This is a genomic window from Vibrio sp. NH-UV-68 (genome assembly GCF_042940635.1).
GTDB classification, from domain to species: Bacteria; Pseudomonadota; Gammaproteobacteria; order Enterobacterales; family Vibrionaceae; genus Vibrio; species Vibrio pacinii.
In genome coordinates this window covers 43,275-63,407 of record NZ_CP134975.1, presented here as the reverse complement: position 1 = coordinate 63,407, position 20,133 = coordinate 43,275, and the positions used below count along the sequence as shown (strand labels likewise).

At 47.1% G+C, this 20,133-nt stretch carries 12 protein-coding genes, 4 tRNA genes and 3 rRNA genes; 10 read left to right on the top strand and 9 right to left on the bottom strand.

Annotated features, from left to right (window positions below; all coding sequences use genetic code 11):
* Window positions 1–52: 52 nt before the first annotated feature.
* A complete protein-coding gene (typA, locus tag ViNHUV68_RS00300; RefSeq protein ID WP_038175453.1) occupies window positions 53–1,885 on the bottom strand; it encodes a translational GTPase TypA in 1,833 nt (610 codons plus the stop codon).
* 475 nt (window positions 1,886–2,360) lie between these two features.
* Between typA and glnA the strand changes: the two genes are divergently transcribed.
* The 9 genes from glnA to ViNHUV68_RS00255 all read left to right on the top strand — a co-directional run bounded on the left by glnA (window position 2,361) and on the right by ViNHUV68_RS00255 (window position 13,128).
* Window positions 2,361–3,770, top strand: coding sequence for a glutamate--ammonia ligase (gene glnA / locus ViNHUV68_RS00295; RefSeq protein ID WP_038175454.1), 1,410 nt, complete (start codon window positions 2,361–2,363; stop codon window positions 3,768–3,770).
* 133 nt (window positions 3,771–3,903) lie between these two features.
* Window positions 3,904–4,428: a DUF4124 domain-containing protein gene (locus tag ViNHUV68_RS00290; protein WP_391088767.1), complete on the top strand. Its 525-nt coding sequence runs from the start codon at window positions 3,904–3,906 to the stop codon at window positions 4,426–4,428.
* A gap of 181 nt (window positions 4,429–4,609) precedes the next feature.
* Window positions 4,610–5,605 (top strand): nitrogen regulation protein NR(II), encoded by a 996-nt coding sequence (gene glnL / locus ViNHUV68_RS00285; protein WP_391090219.1) that lies wholly within the window; start codon window positions 4,610–4,612, stop codon window positions 5,603–5,605.
* Window positions 5,606–5,631: 26 nt separating this feature from the next.
* A complete protein-coding gene (gene glnG, locus ViNHUV68_RS00280; protein ID WP_038175458.1) occupies window positions 5,632–7,035 on the top strand; it encodes a nitrogen regulation protein NR(I) in 1,404 nt (467 codons plus the stop codon).
* 154 nt (window positions 7,036–7,189) lie between these two features.
* Entirely contained in the window at window positions 7,190–9,730 is a 2,541-nt protein-coding gene (locus ViNHUV68_RS00275; protein WP_391088765.1) for an EAL domain-containing protein, read from the top strand.
* 98 nt (window positions 9,731–9,828) lie between these two features.
* On the top strand, window positions 9,829–10,830 hold the full coding sequence (gene add / locus ViNHUV68_RS00270) for an adenosine deaminase (RefSeq protein ID WP_038175460.1): 1,002 nt from the start codon (window positions 9,829–9,831) through the stop codon (window positions 10,828–10,830).
* 260 nt (window positions 10,831–11,090) lie between these two features.
* Window positions 11,091–12,065, top strand: a complete 975-nt coding sequence (locus ViNHUV68_RS00265) for an amidoligase family protein (RefSeq protein ID WP_038175461.1) — start codon at window positions 11,091–11,093, stop codon at window positions 12,063–12,065.
* Complete coding sequence (locus ViNHUV68_RS00260) at window positions 12,038–12,703, top strand: gamma-glutamyl-gamma-aminobutyrate hydrolase family protein (protein ID WP_391088763.1); 666 nt, start codon at window positions 12,038–12,040, stop codon at window positions 12,701–12,703. The genes ViNHUV68_RS00265 and ViNHUV68_RS00260 overlap by 28 nt, the downstream gene beginning before the upstream one ends.
* The gene (locus tag ViNHUV68_RS00255; protein ID WP_245609278.1) at window positions 12,700–13,128 is read left to right on the top strand and encodes a YqaA family protein; all 429 of its coding nucleotides are present in this window, start codon (window positions 12,700–12,702) and stop codon (window positions 13,126–13,128) included. The genes ViNHUV68_RS00260 and ViNHUV68_RS00255 overlap by 4 nt, the downstream gene beginning before the upstream one ends.
* 79 nt (window positions 13,129–13,207) lie before the next feature.
* Here the strand turns inward: ViNHUV68_RS00255 and ViNHUV68_RS00250 are convergent.
* The 7 genes from ViNHUV68_RS00250 to ViNHUV68_RS00220 all read right to left on the bottom strand — a co-directional run bounded on the left by ViNHUV68_RS00250 (window position 13,208) and on the right by ViNHUV68_RS00220 (window position 18,747).
* A tRNA-Ser gene (locus ViNHUV68_RS00250) sits at window positions 13,208–13,298 on the bottom strand.
* Between the two features lie 70 nt (window positions 13,299–13,368).
* Window positions 13,369–13,485 (bottom strand): 5S ribosomal RNA (gene rrf, locus ViNHUV68_RS00245).
* Between the two features lie 87 nt (window positions 13,486–13,572).
* Window positions 13,573–16,463 (bottom strand): 23S ribosomal RNA (locus ViNHUV68_RS00240).
* Window positions 16,464–16,832: 369 nt separating this feature from the next.
* A tRNA-Val gene (locus ViNHUV68_RS00235) sits at window positions 16,833–16,908 on the bottom strand.
* Window positions 16,909–16,951: 43 nt separating this feature from the next.
* Window positions 16,952–17,027: transfer RNA gene (locus ViNHUV68_RS00230), tRNA-Lys, on the bottom strand.
* Window positions 17,028–17,029: 2 nt separating this feature from the next.
* A tRNA-Glu gene (locus ViNHUV68_RS00225) sits at window positions 17,030–17,105 on the bottom strand.
* A gap of 89 nt (window positions 17,106–17,194) precedes the next feature.
* Window positions 17,195–18,747, bottom strand: a 16S ribosomal RNA gene (locus ViNHUV68_RS00220).
* The 16S, 23S and 5S rRNA genes sit together here with 4 tRNA genes alongside, the layout of an rRNA operon.
* A gap of 577 nt (window positions 18,748–19,324) precedes the next feature.
* On the opposite strand from ViNHUV68_RS00220, the gene ViNHUV68_RS00215 reads away from it, so the two are divergent.
* A complete protein-coding gene (locus ViNHUV68_RS00215; protein WP_038175869.1) occupies window positions 19,325–19,873 on the top strand; it encodes a gamma carbonic anhydrase family protein in 549 nt (182 codons plus the stop codon).
* Here the strand turns inward: ViNHUV68_RS00215 and ViNHUV68_RS00210 are convergent.
* Window positions 19,866–20,132: a DUF1488 domain-containing protein gene (locus ViNHUV68_RS00210; RefSeq protein ID WP_038175867.1), complete on the bottom strand. Its 267-nt coding sequence runs from the start codon at window positions 20,130–20,132 to the stop codon at window positions 19,866–19,868. The genes ViNHUV68_RS00215 and ViNHUV68_RS00210 overlap by 8 nt on opposite strands.
* Window position 20,133 lies beyond the last annotated feature (1 nt).

The following is a 20,133-nucleotide window of genomic DNA, read 5'->3' as shown; positions in this document are numbered from 1 at the left end:
GTGAGAAGTTAACTTCTCACCCTTTTTATTATTGGCAATTGCCCGTCGCTAATTAAGCTTTCGCAGGACGGCTTGCACGTTTACGTTCGTTCTCGCTCAAGAATCGCTTACGGATACGAATGCTTTCTGGAGTCACTTCTACTAGCTCATCATCATCAATGAACTCTAGTGCTTGCTCAAGTGTGTACTTGATAGCAGGAGTCAGAACCTGAGCTTCATCGGTCCCAGAGGCACGAACGTTGGTTAGCTGCTTACCTTTAAGACAGTTAACCGTTAAGTCGTTTGAGCGGTTATGGATACCAACAACCTGACCTTCATAGACTTCATCCGCGTGCTCTGCAAACAGACGACCGCGCTCTTGTAGGTTAAACAAGGCGTAAGTCAGTGCTTTACCTGTTGCGTTTGAAATCAATACGCCGTTGTTACGTTGACCGATATTACCGCCTTTGTGTGGGCCGTAGTGATCAAACGTATGGTAAAGAAGACCTGAACCTGAAGTCAGTGTCATGAACTCAGTTTGGAAACCAATCAGACCACGTGAAGGCATCATGAAGTCCATACGTACACGACCTTTACCGTCAGGTGCCATGTCAGTCAGCTCACCTTTACGTAAGCCGATGTTTTCCATGATACCGCCTTGGTGCTCTTCAAGAACATCGATCGTTACCGTTTCAAACGGTTCCATCTTCTGACCGTTTTCTTCTTTGATGATAACTTCAGGGCGAGACACTGCTAGCTCGAAGCCTTCACGACGCATGTTCTCGATCAGGATAGACAGGTGAAGTTCACCACGACCTGATACGCGGAAACGGTCTGGGTTATCGGTTTCTTCAACGCGCAGCGCTACGTTGTGTACCAATTCTTTCTCTAGACGCTCAAGAATGTTACGTGACGTAACGAACTTACCTTCTTTACCGGCGAACGGTGAAGTGTTGACCTGGAAAGTCATGGTTACGGTTGGTTCATCCACAGACAGAGGCGTCATTGCTTCAATGTGGTTTTGGTCACAGATAGTGTCTGAAATTTTCAGCTCGCCAAGACCTGTAATGGCGACAATATCACCGGCGTTAGCTTGCTCAACTTCATGACGGTCAAGACCTAGGTAACCAAGAACCGTACCGACTTTGCCGTTACGCTTCTTACCATCAGCACTAACAACGGTAACTTGTTGGTTTGATTTCACGCTACCACGAGTTACACGTGCAACACCGATAACACCAACGTAAGAGCTGTAGTCTAGCTGAGAAATTTGCATCTGCAGTGGACCTTCGCGGTCAACGTTTGGCGCTTCAACGGTATCAACAACGGCTTGGAACAGCGGTTCCATGTTTTCGCCCGTTTGATCTTCTTCAAGCGTTGCCCAACCGTTAAGTGCTGATGCGTAAACGACTTTAAAGTCTAGCTGTTCGTCAGTAGCACCTAGGTTGTCGAATAGGTCAAACACTTGGTCCATAACCCAATCAGGACGAGCACCTGGGCGGTCGATCTTGTTGATTACAACGATTGGTTTAAGACCGTGCGCAAACGCTTTCTGTGTTACAAAACGAGTTTGCGGCATTGGGCCGTCAACGGCATCAACGATAAGTAGTACAGAGTCAACCATCGACATGATACGTTCAACTTCACCACCGAAGTCCGCGTGTCCAGGAGTGTCGACGATGTTGATACGGTAATCATTCCAGTTGATCGCGGTATTCTTAGCAAGAATAGTAATGCCACGCTCTTTTTCGATGTCGTTTGAGTCCATGACTCGCTCTTCAGCTTCGCCGCGAGACTCTAAAGTACCTGATTGTTGTAGTAGTTTATCAACCAGTGTAGTTTTACCGTGGTCAACGTGCGCGATGATCGCGATATTTCTTAATTTATCAATCTGTGGAGTAGCCATGGATTTGATTCACTCGATATAAGCAGCTCGCCGAAAATTTCAGCAAACCTATTTGATTAAAAAAACGGCCATAATGTACCAGATTCTAGCGAAAAACCCAGAAATATGTGATCTGATTCGCTCAATATTAGCAGATATTTTTTGATTGAAGACAATAGTAAGCCAGGTGTACGCAAATCCCCATTGACATAAGCGTTAAATCTGGGCTGAATGGCTGATGATTTTGTTTATCTTGGTGCAATATACCACCATCGCACCAAATGAGTGCAAAATAAGATCATTTTGGTGCAATAGTCTGCACCATCTTGTTACCAAGCCCGCTAATTTATTGAAATTAATGGATTAATTTTTTTGGCATGGTTTTAGCTTTAATAAAATTAGCATCGATTAATAAGTTTGAAATGAAATTAATCAATGCTGGGTTTATTGCAAATCACGCTAAATACCGATTTAACAACACTGGAGGTTATCCAACATGTCAGTAGAAAACGTTCTATCGCTGATCCAAGAAAACGAAGTTAAGTTTGTTGACCTACGCTTTACTGATACTAAAGGTAAAGAGCAGCATATCTCTATACCTTCTCACCAAGTTGACGCAGACTTCTTCGAAGAAGGTAAGATGTTCGATGGTTCTTCTGTTGCTGGCTGGAAAGGCATCAACGAATCAGACATGGTAATGATGCCAGACGCATCATCAGCTGTTCTTGACCCGTTCACAGAAGATGCAACACTAAACGTACGTTGTGACATTCTTGAGCCTGCCACTATGCAAGGCTATGATCGTGACCCACGCTCTATCGCTAAACGTTCTGAAGAATACCTACGCTCTACTGGTATCGCAGACACAGTTCTAGTTGGCCCTGAGCCAGAATTCTTCCTATTTGACGACGTTAAGTTCTCAAACGATATGTCTGGTTCTTTCTTCAAGATTGATGACGTAGAAGCAGCTTGGAACACAGGTTCTGACATCGAAGGCGGTAACAAAGGTCACCGTCCTGGCGTGAAAGGCGGTTACTTCCCAGTAGCTCCTGTAGATTCATCTCAAGACATCCGTTCAGCAATGTGTCTAGTAATGGAAGAGATGGGCCTAGTTGTTGAAGCTCACCACCACGAAGTAGCAACTGCGGGTCAAAACGAAATCGCAACTCGTTTCAACACGCTAACAGCAAAAGCTGATGAAACTCAAATCTACAAGTACGTGGTACACAACGTTGCTCACGCGTTTGGTAAAACAGCGACATTCATGCCTAAGCCTCTTGTAGGTGATAACGGCAGCGGCATGCACGTTCACCAATCTCTAGCAAAAGACGGTGTAAACCTGTTTGCTGGTGACAAGTACGGCGGCCTATCTGAACTGGCACTTTACTACATCGGCGGTGTAATCAAGCACGCTCGCGCAATCAACGCATTTGCTAACCCATCAACTAACTCGTACAAGCGTCTTGTACCTGGCTTCGAAGCACCGGTAATGCTTGCTTACTCAGCACGTAACCGCTCAGCTTCTATCCGTATCCCAGTAGTACCAAGCCCGAAAGCACGTCGTATCGAGCTACGTTTTGGTGACCCAGCAGCTAACCCATACCTATGCTACTCAGCAATGCTTATGGCTGGCCTTGACGGTATCAAGAACAAGATCCACCCAGGCGAAGCGATGGATAAAGATCTATACGACCTTCCTGCAGAAGAAGCAGCTGAAATCCCAACAGTTGCAGAATCACTGCAACAAGCTCTAGCTGCGCTTAACGAAGACCGTGAATTCCTGACCGCTGGTGGCGTATTCTCTGACGACTTTATCGATTCTTACATCGCTCTGAAATCTGACGATGTACAACGCGTGAACATGGCAACTCACCCGCTAGAGTTCGAACTATACTACTCGGTATAATCGATACTCCTACGCAGTCCACAACTGTGTTGCATAAATTTAAGGCTCGCCTCTCAGGCGAGCCTTTTGTATTTTAGAGTACATAGAACTGGCGTTAATATAGGAGCTTAAAGGCGAAGATTGGAGATAACCAATGCGCAATCTGTTTATTTTACTACTCTGCCTTAGCCTCTTTCCCGCTCAGATTTTAGCTAAGACAATCTACCATTGGACCGATGAACAAGGGGTCGAACATTTTAGCGACCAGCCGACACCACGCAGCCAACGTAGCATCCATCTTCCTGATCCCCCACAGGTGTCGACGCAAGCTTTACCCAATCCACTGCGCCCTTCACCTATCGCATCACAACACGAATCTAGCAAATTAACCATCACGATTAAGGCGCCGACTCAAGAACAAGCTATCCGCAGCAACTCTGGTCAACTTAGTATAATGGTTGCGTTAAACCGAGCCCTTAAACTTGATGAAAAGCTGCAACTTATGATGAATAATCAACCAATTAATCAACCTCAAACCGCTTCCCACTGGCACTTGAACAATGTTTCTCGTGGAACCCATAAATTAGAGATACAAGCGTTTCAACACGGCAAGCTTATTGCATTATCACAACCTATTACGGTGCATTTATTGCGAGTAACTGCCAGTACGGTGAAATAAACAGCTCAGACTACGCTCTGCGACTATTTCACTTCAGTTATCTGATTCAATGCGCCATACTTGAGTTTTTTCACGCACCATTTTGGTGCGTTGCACAATTCAGGTTCAAGGAAAGGGTAAAGCAGTGGATAGCGAACTCAACGACATTATTTTAAATCACCAAGTCACCGCGATTTTAATCATGAACGAAGCGCTGCAAGTTCGTTATGCTAATCCCTCTGCCGAGCAATTGTTCTCGCAAAGTGCCAAGCGCATCATTGACCACCCACTCTCTCACCTTATTCAGCATGCTTCGATGGATTTAGCGCTTTTGTCTCAGCCGCTTCAGAGTGGTCAAAGCATTACAGATAGTGATGTGACGTTTGTGGTCGATGGCAAACCTTTAATGCTTGAAGTGACAGTCAGCCCTATCTCTTGGAATAAAGAGCTAATGCTACTGATCGAAATGCGCAAGATAGGCCAACAGCGTCGGCTGTCGCAAGAACTCAACCAATATGCTCAGCAGCAAGCGGCGAAACTGCTAGTGCGAGGCTTGGCTCATGAAATCAAGAACCCGCTAGGCGGACTGCGGGGCGCTGCGCAACTGCTCGAAAGAGCCTTACCTGACGCCAGCTTAGCCGAGTACACTCAAATCATTATTGAACAAGCTGATCGCCTACGCGCCTTGGTTGACCGCTTACTTGGCCCACAAAAACCGGGCAAAAAAAAGCCAGCCAACTTACACCTCATCTTAGAAAAAATACGCCAACTGGTAGATCTCGAAGCCAACCAAAGCGTGCAGATCGAGCGAGACTACGATCCGAGCTTACCAGACATTGTGATGGACGCCGATCAAATAGAGCAAGCACTGCTCAACATTGTCAGCAACGCAGGGCAAATACTCAAAAACCAAGACGACAGCCAAATTACAATTCGCACCAGAACGGTGCACCAGGCCAATATTCATGGCCAACGCTGCAAACTCGCAGCGCGCATTGAGATTATCGATAACGGCCCGGGCATTCCCACCGACCTACAAGACACCCTGTTCTACCCTATGGTCAGTGGCCGAGAGGGCGGAACCGGACTAGGACTATCAATTGCGCAAAACCTTATCGACCAACACCAAGGCAAAATAGACGTAGAAAGCTGGCCTGGTCGAACAACATTTACTATTTATTTGCCGATTCAAAGTTAGTGGCATTGCTGTAAGGAAAGCAGACTATGAGTAAAGGATACGTTTGGGTCGTCGATGACGACAGCTCCATCCGTTGGGTTATGGAAAAAACCTTGTCATCGGCCAACATAAAATGTGAAACCTTCGCCGATGCGGAGAGTGTCTTAATGGCGCTAGAACGAGAAACGCCTGATGTACTGGTCTCTGATATTCGCATGCCGGGCATTGATGGTATCGAACTGCTCAAGCAGGTTCACCAGCGTTCTCCAGATTTACCAGTGATCATTATGACCGCTCACTCCGATCTTGATGCCGCGGTTAATGCTTATCAAAAAGGGGCCTTTGAGTATTTACCCAAACCTTTCGATGTTGATGAAACCTTAACCCTAGTAGAGCGAGCCATCACCCATCGTCATGAGCAAAAACAAGAGCAAGCATCCCTTGTCGATGATAATTACACCCCACCAGAAATCATTGGCGAAGCACCCGCGATGCAAGAGGTGTTTCGCGCCATAGGGCGTTTATCTCGCTCATCTATTTCGGTACTGATCAATGGTGAATCAGGGACAGGTAAGGAGCTAGTCGCACACGCACTGCATCGTCACAGCCCGCGCGCGAGTAACCCTTTTATCGCTCTCAATATGGCAGCGATTCCAAAAGATTTGATCGAATCAGAACTGTTCGGTCATGAAAAAGGCGCGTTTACCGGAGCCAACAGCGTGCGCCAAGGGCGCTTTGAGCAAGCAAATGGCGGAACGCTGTTCCTCGATGAAATCGGCGACATGCCCCTTGATATCCAAACGCGCTTACTGCGGGTTCTCGCCGATGGTCAGTTTTATCGCGTTGGTGGACATTCTCCGATTAAAGTTGACGTCCGTATCGTGGCTGCCACGCACCAAAACCTTGAAACATTGGTTCATAAAAGCAAATTTCGTGAAGATTTGTTCCACCGCCTGAATGTCATACGCATTCAAATACCAGCCCTGCGCGAACGTAAACAAGACATTAAAAAGTTAACCTTGCACTTCTTAGCACTCGCTGCTGAAGAGCTTAGTGTTGACGTGAAGACACTGCATCCAAGCACGATCGAGACACTAAACCGACTCAACTGGCCAGGGAACGTTCGTCAGCTCGAAAATATTTGTCGTTGGTTAACGGTCATGGCAAGCGGAACCGAAGTTCTGCCAAGTGATTTACCGACCGAGTTACTCGAAGAGAAAAAACACAATGACGCGTCCGTTGGCGGTTCGTGGCAACAACAACTCTCAGGCTGGGCAAGAGCCGCTCTGTCACAAGGCGACACTGAATTACTGGCTTATGCATTGCCTGAATTTGAACGCATTCTGCTCGAAGCAGCTTTAGAACATACCAATGGTCACAAACAAGACGCTGCCAAAGTGCTCGGATGGGGGCGCAATACGCTCACTCGTAAGCTCAAAGAGCTCTACTAGCCACTGATTACAGGCTCAAGATAGAGCCTGTTTTAGTTAAACGAACAAAGAAAAATTATTTAAAAATGAAGTGTTAATCAGAAAATATCTCAGCAAAGTCGCTGACTTTTATTAGAATATACAAATACACTCTCTTGTCGTAATTGAAGAAAAGATGCCAGCGAAGACGCAAATAACACTGAGAACAGCAGTAGTGCTACCCTTTGTACTGATATTTATCTTTACAATCGGCATTATCATTGCGGTACAAAAAAGCAACTACGAAGAGATGGTTGCCGATATTAGTGACAAACACTTATCAGCACTCACCGACAATGTCGATCTTGAGCTTCATCGCTTTCTCGAAGAGCCTTTTCAAGCCAGCCTCGCCCTCAGCCACTCGATCGGCTTCAATCGTCTTTATCATCCTGGAGATACCAGCGCCATTGAGCGTTTTTTTCTTACCTCATTTAGCGGCTTATACAACTCAATCCAGCAACTTGATGTGATTGGTTTTGGTGGCGAGTCCGCTGAATATGTTGGCTTTCGTAAAGAACCCAATAACGATTACACGTTAATGATTCAAGATGAGCGCACCGACAATCGCTTAGTGATCTATAAAGGCCAAGTAGTCAGTGATGATGTTCGTTCAGTGTTCGACAACTACGATCCGCGAATTCGTCCTTGGTATGCCCCCGTGGCACAAAGCCTTGAACCCATGTGGTCTTCGATTTACGCCAACGCAGACGAAAGACAAGAAATCACCTTATCCGCACTAACACCTGTATTTTACGAGCAAGCATTTCAGGGGGTGGTAGTCACGGATATAAAGATTGATACGTTTAATACTTTCTTGCGCACTCAACAGAACAAAACCAATGCAACCATTTATATCGTCGATGACCAACAGCGTTTAATCGCCCACTCAACTGGTGGTAGCGTGGTATCTTGGGGGACGCCACTGAGCAAAAAAGGCGATCGACTACTGGCGATTGAAAGTGACAATCCCATCATTGAAGCGAATGCTCAATACGGTGTCCAAAATAATTTCTTTGCCGAAAACCAAACCCAACGCTTCTCGCTCAATATCAACAATGAACGTTATTTCAATCACTTCACACCATATATTGATACTCATGGCTTAAAATGGTTTATCGGCGTCGCGATTTCTGAATCCAATCTACTTGGTCAACTTCCTAAGTCTCAGCGCAACAGTTGGATTATTGGTATTGTCGCTAGTGGTATCGGCATCGTACTCGGGCTACTGGCTTTTAACCGCATTGTGACCCCGATAACCACAACCGCGGCGGCAGCGAAAAGACTGGCCAAAGGCGACTGGGAAAGTCACATGCCTAAACCAGGTAATATTTACGAAACCAGTCTATTGGTTTATGCGTTTAATGAAATGGCCAACAACCTCAAAGCCTCTTTTCGCGCACTGCGTTCACAACTGCTCTATGACTCACTGACCAAGCTTTATAGCCGAGAAGGGTTGATTGATACTTGTGATAAGCTCGCACACATTGACGGCACACTGCTGATTATTGGTATCAACAAATTTAGGGATATTAACGATAGCCTAGGTCACTATAAAGGCGACCAACTGCTAACGATTATTTCTCAGCGATTACAGTCATTATTTTCAGAGGACGTTCACCTAGCACGTATTGGCGGGGATGAATTTGCGATCTATTTACCACACACGCAAGACCACCAGGAGTCTATTCTGACCGCGAATCGAATTTTGCAGATGTTTGCAGCGCCGTTTCTGATGGAAAAAGAGAGTGTAGTGGTTAGCGTTTGCATTGGCATTGTCGAACAAGGCCCAGACTCAAATATGACGCATTGGTTACGCAACGGCAGTATCGCTTTGAGTAATGCTAAGCAAGAGATTACCGGCATTAGCTATTACCGCCCAGAGATGGCTGACGTCTCGCGCAAACGTACTTTAATGCAGTCAAAGATCAAAGATGCGATTGAACACAATGAGTTTATTCCCTTTTATCAGCCACTGGTTGATTTAAAAACAGGTGAGATCATCGGCGCCGAAGCACTGGCTCGATGGTTGTCCCCATCCTCGGGATTGACCCCACCTATCGAGTTCATTGGCATTGCCGAAGAGAGTGGACTCATTGGCGCCATTGGTGAACAGATCTTACGTCAAGCCTGTACAGACACGGTGCGGGGCATTAAAGAAGGCAAGTGGACAAAAGACTTTCACATCCATGTCAATCTGTCGGTAAATCAGCTCTCGCAGCCCGATTTTATCAACACTCTGGTGAAGGTACTTGATGACTCACAACTTCAACCTAGCAACCTGACTTTAGAGATCACAGAGTCACGCATTGTCGATAACGACCCAATCACTCTCGAAAATATGCAAGCTATTTATGATCTTGGTGTGCATATAGCGATAGATGATTTTGGCACCGGTTACAGCTCTCTGGCTTATCTACATAAGCTGCCTTTTAACTGCTTAAAGATTGATCGAACCTTCGTCAATAAGCTCTCTGCTGATAATTTAGACACTTCTATCATCGCAGCGATCATTAATATGACCCGCAGTATGAAGGTCAATATTGTCGCGGAAGGCATTGAAACCGAAGAACAAGCAAAAATGTTAGCTCATCTTAACTGCCCATTAGGGCAAGGCTTCTTATATAGCCGTCCTGTGCCTTATGATGAATGGCCAACAAATTTGGTTAACATGAAATAAAAACCAACGCTTATGGATGGCTTTCTGCGCTTATTCTACTGACACTGGTCTTATTGATTCTTATACTTAGCAAAATCGATTTAACTGGAATGACGATAATGATAACCAAGAACCTTCCACTGACAGACTTACACCGCCATCTTGATGGTAACATCCGTACCCAGACCATCTTAGAGTTAGGCCAGAAATTTGGTGTTGCGTTACCAGCTTATGACGTTGAATCCCTAACCCCACACGTTCAAATCGTCGAAGCTGAACCGTCGTTGGTTGCATTTCTTTCTAAGCTTGATTGGGGAGTCGCGGTTCTTGGTGATCTTGAGTCCTGTCGTCGGGTCGCTTACGAGAACGTCGAAGATGCACTCAATGCACAAATCGATTACGCAGAGCTGCGCTTCTCACCTTATTACATGGCGATGAAGCACAAGCTACCTGTTGCTGGCGTGGTTGAAGCTGTTGTCGATGGAGTGCAAGCGGGTGTACGTGATTTCGGTATCAAGGCAAACCTAATTGGTATTATGAGCCGCACGTTTGGCACTGACGCTTGCCAACAAGAGTTGGATGCGATCCTCACTCAGAAAGATAAAATCGTGGCCGTAGATTTAGCTGGCGATGAACTCGGTCAACCCGGTGAACGCTTCGTTAAGCACTTCAAACAAGTGCAAGATGCAGGTCTTAAGGTCACGGTTCACGCAGGTGAGGCCGCTGGTGCACAGAGCATGTGGCAAGCGATCCAAGAGCTTGGAGCGACACGTATCGGTCATGGCGTCAAAGCGGTTCATGATCCGAAACTGATGGATTACCTTGCAGAGCACCGCATCGGTATCGAGTCATGCTTAACCTCAAACTTCCAAACCAGCACAGTAGCGTCACTGACGAGCCACCCTCTTAAGCAATTCCTTGAGCACGGTGTTCTCGCTTGTTTAAATACTGACGACCCTGCGGTGGAAGGTATCGAGCTACCGTATGAATATGAAGTCGCAGCGCCGCAAGCAGGCTTATCTCAAGAGCAAATCCGTCAGGCGCAGATCAATGGCCTTGAGCTCGCTTTCCTTTCCGAACAAGAAAAGCAAACTCTTAAAGACAAAGCAAGCCAACGTTAACCGCGCACACGCTGAGCGGAGCGCTCCTTATAGAGTGCCCCAGTCAAAGTAGCATCAACCACAGCAACCTCTTTGCCTCTCCCACGAGAATCGGGCAAAGAGGTTTTTTCTTTTTTATCGCGCTCCAACCCAGTATCAATCGCTGTAAGTTAGAGCATCATTAGTTTTAGGCCCATCATCATTGGTTATTGTGAGCAGTTTTAGCTCGTTGTCTCAGTCTGCTACACTGATAAGTTGATTCTCTAACTCGGTGTCCATCAATGAAATTTACTCTCCCAGCACACCTCACAACCCAAGATGACGCAACCAGACGAGTTGGCTTCGAACTAGAATTTACTGGACTGACTCTTGAAGAAGCAGCCAAACAAGTACAAGCCACGTTTGGCGGGCAGCTCGAACAGAGCTCAGCGGTTGAATATTTACTCCATAGCGACCAGCTTGGTACCTTCACAATTGAATTAGATTGGGACTACTTGAAACGCAAAGCAAGCGAGGCGCAGCAACAAGATGACGGCCATGAATGGGTCGACTTTTTACAGCAAGGCGCTCAAGCCATCGTCCCTTTGGAAATCATCTGTCCTCCGGTCTCGATGAAGCAGCTTTCTCACCTCAATGAGTTAATACCGAACTTGCGACAAGCTGGCGCAAAAGGCACTGACAGCTCACTGCTTGCGGCTTATGGTGTTCACATCAACCCTGAGCTACCACAACTTGATGTCGCAACAATTGAACGCTTTGTTAAAGCATTTTCTTTATTGCAGTGGTGGTTAGTCGAAGCGCATCAAGTGGATCCAACCCGAAAGCTAAGCCCCTATGTTAACCTCTACCCAGAAACCTATATTTATGAACTACTCAGTCAGTCATACCCAAATATCAACGCTCTGACTGATCATTACCTTAAGCACAATCCGACACGTAATCGCGCCCTCGATCTGTTGCCATTGCTAACTGAAATCAACCAAGACCGTGTGCTCGATGTGGTCAATGACCAACTCATCAACTCTCGACCGACGTTCCATTACCGTTTACCAGATTGCCAAATAGAAGACAAAGACTGGAGCTTAGCCAATAGTTGGAACCTATGGTGTGTAATCGAGCGTTTAGCGGCCGATCCACAGGCTATTGAAGCGCTATCACAAAAATTTATCGAGATGACACGCCCTGTAATCGGGGTGAGTCGCGAAGCTTGGCTTAAGGAGGTATCACAATGGCTCGTCGACCACGAGTGGGTGTAACAGGAAATGGTAGAAGGTGGTCACCGTCATGGTGGTGCACCAAAATAGCTCTGCGGTTAGCAGGGGCAGAACCGGTACGAATCAGTGTCCGACATCCGTGGTCAGGCGTCCCCTTACATGCGCTAATTATTAGTGGCGGGGATGACATTAGCCCTGAACATTACGGCGGTGATCTCAATCAAAAAGTGCGCCTCGATCCTGAACGCGACAAATTAGAAATACATTGGATAGAGTGGGCCTTAGAACATCACGTCCCATTGCTTGGTATTTGCCGAGGAGCTCAACTCATCAATGTCGTAAAAGGAGGCACGCTTTACTCCGATATTCGTCACCTACGCAAGTTAACCTACAATCGACCCGGGTTATTGCCAACCAAACAGGTGCGCCTGAAAAACACTTCTCATCTCGCGACCTTATGTCGAAAAAATCATCTCCGTGTTAACAGCCTCCACCATCAGGCGGTTAAGCGTCTTGGTATTGGGCTAAAGTCGGTGGGGCATGACTTGGATAATTTAACTCAAGCCATTGAGAGCTCAGAGGGAGAACTGATTATTGGTGTTCAATGGCACCCTGAATATTTGTTCTATCTACCAGCACAATTCGCTCTCTTTCGTTGGCTTAGGCAGGCTGGCGAGTGATTACCAGTTATCTACTGCTGTTTGGCTCCGCTTTCTTAGCCGCGACCATATTGCCTTTTTATTCTGAAGTACTGTTATTCCTGTTACTACAACAAGGAGCCGATCCACTGGTATTGATCGGGGTTGCTACCTTAGGTAATACTTTAGGCTCAGTGGTCAACTGGGTATTGGGACGCTACTTGCTGCATTTTAAAAATAGGAAATGGTTCTATTTTAGCCAAGATCAAATTGATAAAGCGCAGCGTTGGTTTCAACGTTATGGAGTATGGAGCCTTCTGCTGGCATGGCTACCAATCGGCGGCGATGCATTAACTCTAATTGCAGGGATTTTAAAAGTACGGCTGGCACCATTCTTGTTGTTAGTTGGGCTCGGAAAATGCGTACGTTATATTGCGGTAGTTTACCTAGCAGGTTCACTGACTTAAATCGTATGCTTTGATTGGCAGTAAATTCTAATCAATACAAATACAAAAAAACCCACTGCAAGCAGTGGGTTTTTTAATGTGGCGGAGAGATAGGGATTTGAACCCTAGGTACGCTATTAACGTACGCCGGTTTTCAAGACCGGTGCTTTCAACCACTCAGCCATCTCTCCACAAATTGTCATCAACAGATTAGTACACTGATGATGTGGTTACGCGTATATACGAGTAACGATATTTAAAGCCTGGCGATGTCCTACTCTCACATGGGGAGACCCCACACTACCATCGGCGCTAATTCGTTTCACTTCTGAGTTCGGCATGGAAATCAGGTGGGTCCAAATCGCTATGGTCGCCAAGCAAATTCTTAAAATTCGGAAAGCTATAAAAGTTCGTCACACATTCAATATTCTTGCTTTGAGTCCATCAAAACCCTTTGGGTGTTGTATGGTTAAGCCTCACGGGCAATTAGTACAGGTTAGCTCAATGCCTCGCAGCACTTACACACCCTGCCTATCAACGTTCTAGTCTTGAACAACCCTTTAGGACACTTAAAGTGCCAGGGAAGACTCATCTCAGGGCTCGCTTCGCGCTTAGATGCTTTCAGCGCTTATCGATTCCGAACTTAGCTACCGGGCAATGCCACTGGCGTGACAACCCGAACACCAGAGGTTCGTCCACTCCGGTCCTCTCGTACTAGGAGCAGCCCCCTTCAATCTTCCAACGCCCACGGCAGATAGGGACCGAACTGTCTCACGACGTTCTAAACCCAGCTCGCGTACCACTTTAAATGGCGAACAGCCATACCCTTGGGACCGACTTCAGCCCCAGGATGTGATGAGCCGACATCGAGGTGCCAAACACCGCCGTCGATATGAACTCTTGGGCGGTATCAGCCTGTTATCCCCGGAGTACCTTTTATCCGTTGAGCGATGGCCCTTCCATTCAGAACCACCGGATCACTATGACCTGCTTTCGCACCTGCTCGAATTGTCATTCTCGCAGTCAAGCGGGCTTATGCCATTGCACTAACCACACGATGTCCAACCGTGTTTAGCCCACCTTCGTGCTCCTCCGTTACTCTTTGGGAGGAGACCGCCCCAGTCAAACTACCCACCAGGCACTGTCCTCACCCCAGATAATGGGGCTAAGTTAGAACATCAACACTACAAGGGTGGTATTTCAAGGTTGACTCCACCGATACTGGCGTACCGGTTTCAAAGTCTCCCACCTATCCTACACATGTAGGGTCAATGTTCAGTGCCAAGCTGTAGTAAAGGTTCACGGGGTCTTTCCGTCTAGCCGCGGGTACACTGCATCTTCACAGCGATTTCAATTTCACTGAGTCTCGGGTGGAGACAGCGTGGCCATCATTACGCCATTCGTGCAGGTCGGAACTTACCCGACAAGGAATTTCGCTACCTTAGGACCGTTATAGTTACGGCCGCCGTTTACCGGGGCTTCGATCAAGAGCTTCGACCGAAGTCTAACCCCATCAATTAACCTTCCGGCACCGGGCAGGCGTCACACCGTATACGTCATCTTACGATTTTGCACAGTGCTGTGTTTTTAATAAACAGTTGCAGCCACCTGGTATCTGCGACTCTCAATAGCTCCATCCGCAAGGGACTTCACCGTCAAGAGCGTACCTTCTCCCGAAGTTACGGTACCATTTTGCCTAGTTCCTTCACCCGAGTTCTCTCAAGCGCCTTGGTATTCTCTACCCGACCACCTGTGTCGGTTTGGGGTACGATTCCTTACAATCTGAAGCTTAGAGGCTTTTCCTGGAAGCATGGCATCAATGACTTCACATCCGTAGATGCTCGACATCGTGTCTCAGCGTTATGAAAGTCCGGATTTACCTAAACCTTCCGCCTACGCACTTGAACCTGGACAACCGTCGCCAGGCCCACCTAGCCTTCTCCGTCCCCCCATCGCAATTGTAAGAAGTACGGGAATATTAACCCGTTTCCCATCGACTACGCCTTTCGGCCTCGCCTTAGGAGTCGACTTACCCTGCCCCGATTAACGTTGGACAGGAACCCTTGGTCTTCCGGCGTGGAGGTTTTTCACCCCCATTATCGTTACTCATGTCAGCATTCGCACTTCTGATACCTCCAGCAAACCTTACGATTCACCTTCAACGGCTTACAGAACGCTCCCCTACCCAATACAGTAAACTGTATTGCCGCAGCTTCGGTGTATAGCTTAGCCCCGTTACATCTTCCGCGCAGGCCGACTCGACTAGTGAGCTATTACGCTTTCTTTAAATGATGGCTGCTTCTAAGCCAACATCCTAGCTGTCTAAGCCTTCCCACATCGTTTCCCACTTAGCTATACTTTGGGACCTTAGCTGGCGGTCTGGGTTGTTTCCCTCTCCACGACGGACGTTAGCACCCGCCGTGTGTCTCCCGGATAGTACTTACTGGTATTCGGAGTTTGCAAAGGGTTGGTAAGTCGGGATGACCCCCTAGCCTTAACAGTGCTCTACCCCCAGTAGTATTCGTCCGAGGCTCTACCTAAATAGATTTCGGGGAGAACCAGCTATCTCCAGGTTTGATTGGCCTTTCACCCCTAGCCACAAGTCATCCGCTAATTTTTCAACATTAGTCGGTTCGGTCCTCCAGTTGATGTTACTCAACCTTCAACCTGCCCATGGCTAGATCACCTGGTTTCGGGTCTATATCCAGCAACTCGACGCCCAGTTAAGACTCGATTTCTCTACGGCTCCCCTAGATGGTTAACCTTGCTACTGAATATAAGTCGCTGACCCATTATACAAAAGGTACGCAGTCACCCAACAAAGTGGGCTCCTACTGCTTGTACGTACACGGTTTCAGGTTCTATTTCACTCCCCTCACAGGGGTTCTTTTCGCCTTTCCCTCACGGTACTGGTTCACTATCGGTCAGTCAGTAGTATTTAGCCTTGGAGGATGGTCCCCCCATATTCAGACAGGATATCACGTGTCCCGCCCTACTCGATTTCACTGATTATGATGTGTCGGTTACGGGGCTATCACCCTGTATCGCGAGACTTTCCAGACTCTTCACCTGCATCATTAAAAGCTTAAGGGCTAGTCCAATTTCGCTCGCCGCTACTTTCGGAATCTCGGTTGATTTCTTTTCCTCGGGGTACTTAGATGTTTCAGTTCCCCCGGTTCGCCTCATTAACCTATGTATTCAGTTAATGATACGTGCTTATGCACGTGGGTTTCCCCATTCAGAAATCCCAGACTCAAAAGGTTGTTACTACCTAATCTGGGCTTATCGCAAGTTACTACGTCTTTCATCGCCTCTGACTGCCAAGGCATCCACCGTGTACGCTTAGTCACTTAACCATACAACCCGAAAGGGTCTTTGTTAGCAACCAAAGTTGTCTGCATTTTTATACATGTGCAGACACGATTTTGCCGGACTCAAATATTAAACATCACAACGTATTGTGCTGTTTCCAAGAACACTTGAATGTGTGTTGGTACCTAATTCACCTCTATTTCAAAGTAAGTTAGGATTTGAGAACTTTTATTGAACAACAACTAATCACAGTCGTTGTTCGTCAGCTTTCCAAATTGTTAAAGAGCATGAGTTCTTTGCTACTGCGTAGCCGAAGAAAACATTTTCTAAAGATTCTTAGACGGTCGAAAATTCTAACCACACCCGTTTTACTGAAGTGGTTTGGAAATTCAAATCCAAAAACATTTAGAGAATGGTGGGCGATACCGGGCTCGAACCAGTGACCCCCTGCTTGTAAGGCAGGTGCTCTCCCAACTGAGCTAATCGCCCACATTGTTTTCTTACCTAAAGTAAGCATTTCCGCGGGAGGAAATGGTGGGTCGTGCAGGATTCGAACCTGCGACCAATTGATTAAAAGTCAACTGCTCTACCAACTGAGCTAACGACCCAATGGTATCCCGTAGGGGAGTCGAACCCCTGTTACCGCCGTGAAAGGGCGGTGTCCTAGGCCTCTAGACGAACGGGACACTAAGTTGAACACCTTGGGGGGTGCTCTATCTCTTAAACTACATAAACCATCAATCTGTGTGGACACTCATCGTGAGTAATCATCGTATAAGGAGGTGATCCAGCCCCAGGTTCCCCTAGGGCTACCTTGTTACGACTTCACCCCAGTCATGAACCACAAAGTGGTAAGCGTTCTCCCGAAGGTTAAACTACCTACTTCTTTTGCAGCCCACTCCCATGGTGTGACGGGCGGTGTGTACAAGGCCCGGGAACGTATTCACCGTGGCATTCTGATCCACGATTACTAGCGATTCCGACTTCATGGAGTCGAGTTGCAGACTCCAATCCGGACTACGACGCACTTTTTGGGATTCGCTTAACATCGCTGTCTCGCCGCCCTCTGTATGCGCCATTGTAGCACGTGTGTAGCCCTACTCGTAAGGGCCATGATGACTTGACGTCGTCCCCACCTTCCTCCGGTTTATCACCGGCAGTCTCCCTGGAGTTCCCGACATTACTCGCTGGCAAACAAGGATAAGGGTTGCGCTCGTTGCGGGACTTAACCCAACATTTCACAACACGAGCTGACGACAGCCATGCAGCACCTGTCTTACAGTTCCCGAAGGCACACCTGCGTCTCCGCTGGCTTCTGTAGATGTCAAGAGTAGGTAAGGTTCTTCGCGTTGCATCGAATTAAACCACATGCTCCACCGCTTGTGCGGGCCCCCGTCAATTCATTTGAGTTTTAATCTTGCGACCGTACTCCCCAGGCGGTCTACTTAACGCGTTAGCTCCGAAAGCCACGGCTCAAGGCCACAACCTCCAAGTAGACATCGTTTACGGCGTGGACTACCAGGGTATCTAATCCTGTTTGCTCCCCACGCTTTCGCATCTGAGTGTCAGTATCTGTCCAGGGGGCCGCCTTCGCCACTGGTATTCCTTCAGATCTCTACGCATTTCACCGCTACACCTGAAATTCTACCCCCCTCTACAGTACTCTAGTCCGCCAGTTTCAAATGCTATTCCGAGGTTGAGCCCCGGGCTTTCACATCTGACTTAACGAACCACCTGCATGCGCTTTACGCCCAGTAATTCCGATTAACGCTCGCACCCTCCGTATTACCGCGGCTGCTGGCACGGAGTTAGCCGGTGCTTCTTCTGTCGCTAACGTCAAAGAATACCGCTATTAACGATACCCCCTTCCTCACGACTGAAAGTACTTTACAACCCGAAGGCCTTCTTCATACACGCGGCATGGCTGCATCAGGCTTGCGCCCATTGTGCAATATTCCCCACTGCTGCCTCCCGTAGGAGTCTGGACCGTGTCTCAGTTCCAGTGTGGCTGATCATCCTCTCAGACCAGCTAGGGATCGTCGCCTTGGTGAGCCATTACCTCACCAACTAGCTAATCCCACCTGGGCATATCCTGACGCGAGAGGCCCGAAGGTCCCCCTCTTTGGCCCGTAGGCATCATGCGGTATTAGCCATCGTTTCCAATGGTTATCCCCCACATCAGGGCAATTTCCCAGGCATTACTCACCCGTCCGCCGCTCGACGCCCAACAAATCACCCGAAGGGTCAATGTTGTCGTTTCCGCTCGACTTGCATGTGTTAGGCCTGCCGCCAGCGTTCAATCTGAGCCATGATCAAACTCTTCAATTTAAGTTTTTTCGGCTCAATGAATACTGACTTCAAAACTGCGCTTACTCGAAAGTAAACGGTAATTTTAAAGCTATTATCATTCCAACAGAATGATAATGAATTGACTGTGCCAAATAGCTACACGTAGCTATTCGTATTGGTCACTCAGTTCATTGAACCCAATGTGTTTCCGAAGAAACTGTCATTGCCTAAGCAATAACCTATTGGATTATCATCAACGAGTGCCCACACAGATTGATAGGTTTATATTGTTAAAGAGCGTTCTTCTTTGTGACTTACGTCACTTCGGAAGAGGCGGTCATTTTAGCGATATAAAGTTTAGTGTCAACCACTTTTTTCAAACTTTTTTCAAGCGTTTCCACTTGGCTAGATGACCTTGCTAATCGGTAATTCGTTTCTTTCGAAGCGTTCCCGTGTCAGCGAGGGGGCATTATAGAGATCGCCATCACATTGGCAAGTCCTTTTTTGCGTTTTTTTTGATTTTTTTATCGTTTGAGTATTTTCTATTCAAAACGACCTATTTTCAGCACTAAACTGTATCCAAATGGGTGAATTTCCCTTGGTATAAGGAGATAAAATGAGCGCTTTACGTAGTTATAAAGGTATAAAGCCCCAAATCGGCCAACGCGTCTATATAGATTCGAGCTCTGTTTTAGTCGGCGACATTAAGATCGGCGACGATTCAAGCATTTGGCCATTGGTCGCGGCAAGAGGAGATGTCAATCATATCCATATCGGTCAACGGACCAATGTTCAAGATGGCACTGTGCTGCATGTAACCCATAAAAACCATGCCAACCCACAAGGCTATCCACTGATTATTGGTAATGATGTCACCATCGGTCACAAAGTTATGTTGCACGGCTGTATTATCAAGGATCGTGTGTTGGTTGGTATGGGAGCGATCGTTCTCGATGCTGCTGTTATAGAAGAAGAGGTCATGATTGGTGCTGGCAGTCTGGTTCCACCAGGAAAGGTACTTGAGAGTGGCTACCTTTATGTCGGTAGCCCAGTTAAACAAGCTCGGCCATTAAATGATCAAGAACGAGCTTTCTTGCAAAAATCCGCTGATAATTACGTCCAGAATAAAGAAGACTACTTAAACCACGTCGAAGTACTTAACTAGCGATCTCTATTTGGCCATGATGATTGAATTCTTCGTCTTCTATTAGCCCTTCGGCAAGCTCTTCGAGATCAAAGCGATATTGATTAAATATCCTTAGAGCTTGCTGCTCATCAGCGATGACCTGATCCGATAACTTCTCTAGCTCACCCTTCGTGACGATACACTCAATCAATGCGCCAGATTGTTGAGCCGGAAATGTCATCACTTCGCTCTCGGCATGCCAAGTTTGTATATCAGGAAATAGGATAGATTGATTCACG

Coding starts and splice junctions, on each gene's coding strand:
- glnG (WP_038175458.1), top strand. CDS start 5,632: ATGAGTAAAGGATACGTTTGGGTCGTCGATGACGACAGCTCCATCCGT.
- add (WP_038175460.1), top strand. CDS start 9,829: ATGATAACCAAGAACCTTCCACTGACAGACTTACACCGCCATCTTGAT.
- typA (WP_038175453.1), bottom strand. CDS start 1,885: ATGGCTACTCCACAGATTGATAAATTAAGAAATATCGCGATCATCGCG.
- ViNHUV68_RS00275 (WP_391088765.1), top strand. CDS start 7,190: ATGCCAGCGAAGACGCAAATAACACTGAGAACAGCAGTAGTGCTACCC.
- ViNHUV68_RS00290 (WP_391088767.1), top strand. CDS start 3,904: ATGCGCAATCTGTTTATTTTACTACTCTGCCTTAGCCTCTTTCCCGCT.
- glnL (WP_391090219.1), top strand. CDS start 4,610: ATGAACGAAGCGCTGCAAGTTCGTTATGCTAATCCCTCTGCCGAGCAA.
- glnA (WP_038175454.1), top strand. CDS start 2,361: ATGTCAGTAGAAAACGTTCTATCGCTGATCCAAGAAAACGAAGTTAAG.
- ViNHUV68_RS00260 (WP_391088763.1), top strand. CDS start 12,038: ATGGCTCGTCGACCACGAGTGGGTGTAACAGGAAATGGTAGAAGGTGG.
- ViNHUV68_RS00215 (WP_038175869.1), top strand. CDS start 19,325: ATGAGCGCTTTACGTAGTTATAAAGGTATAAAGCCCCAAATCGGCCAA.
- ViNHUV68_RS00265 (WP_038175461.1), top strand. CDS start 11,091: ATGAAATTTACTCTCCCAGCACACCTCACAACCCAAGATGACGCAACC.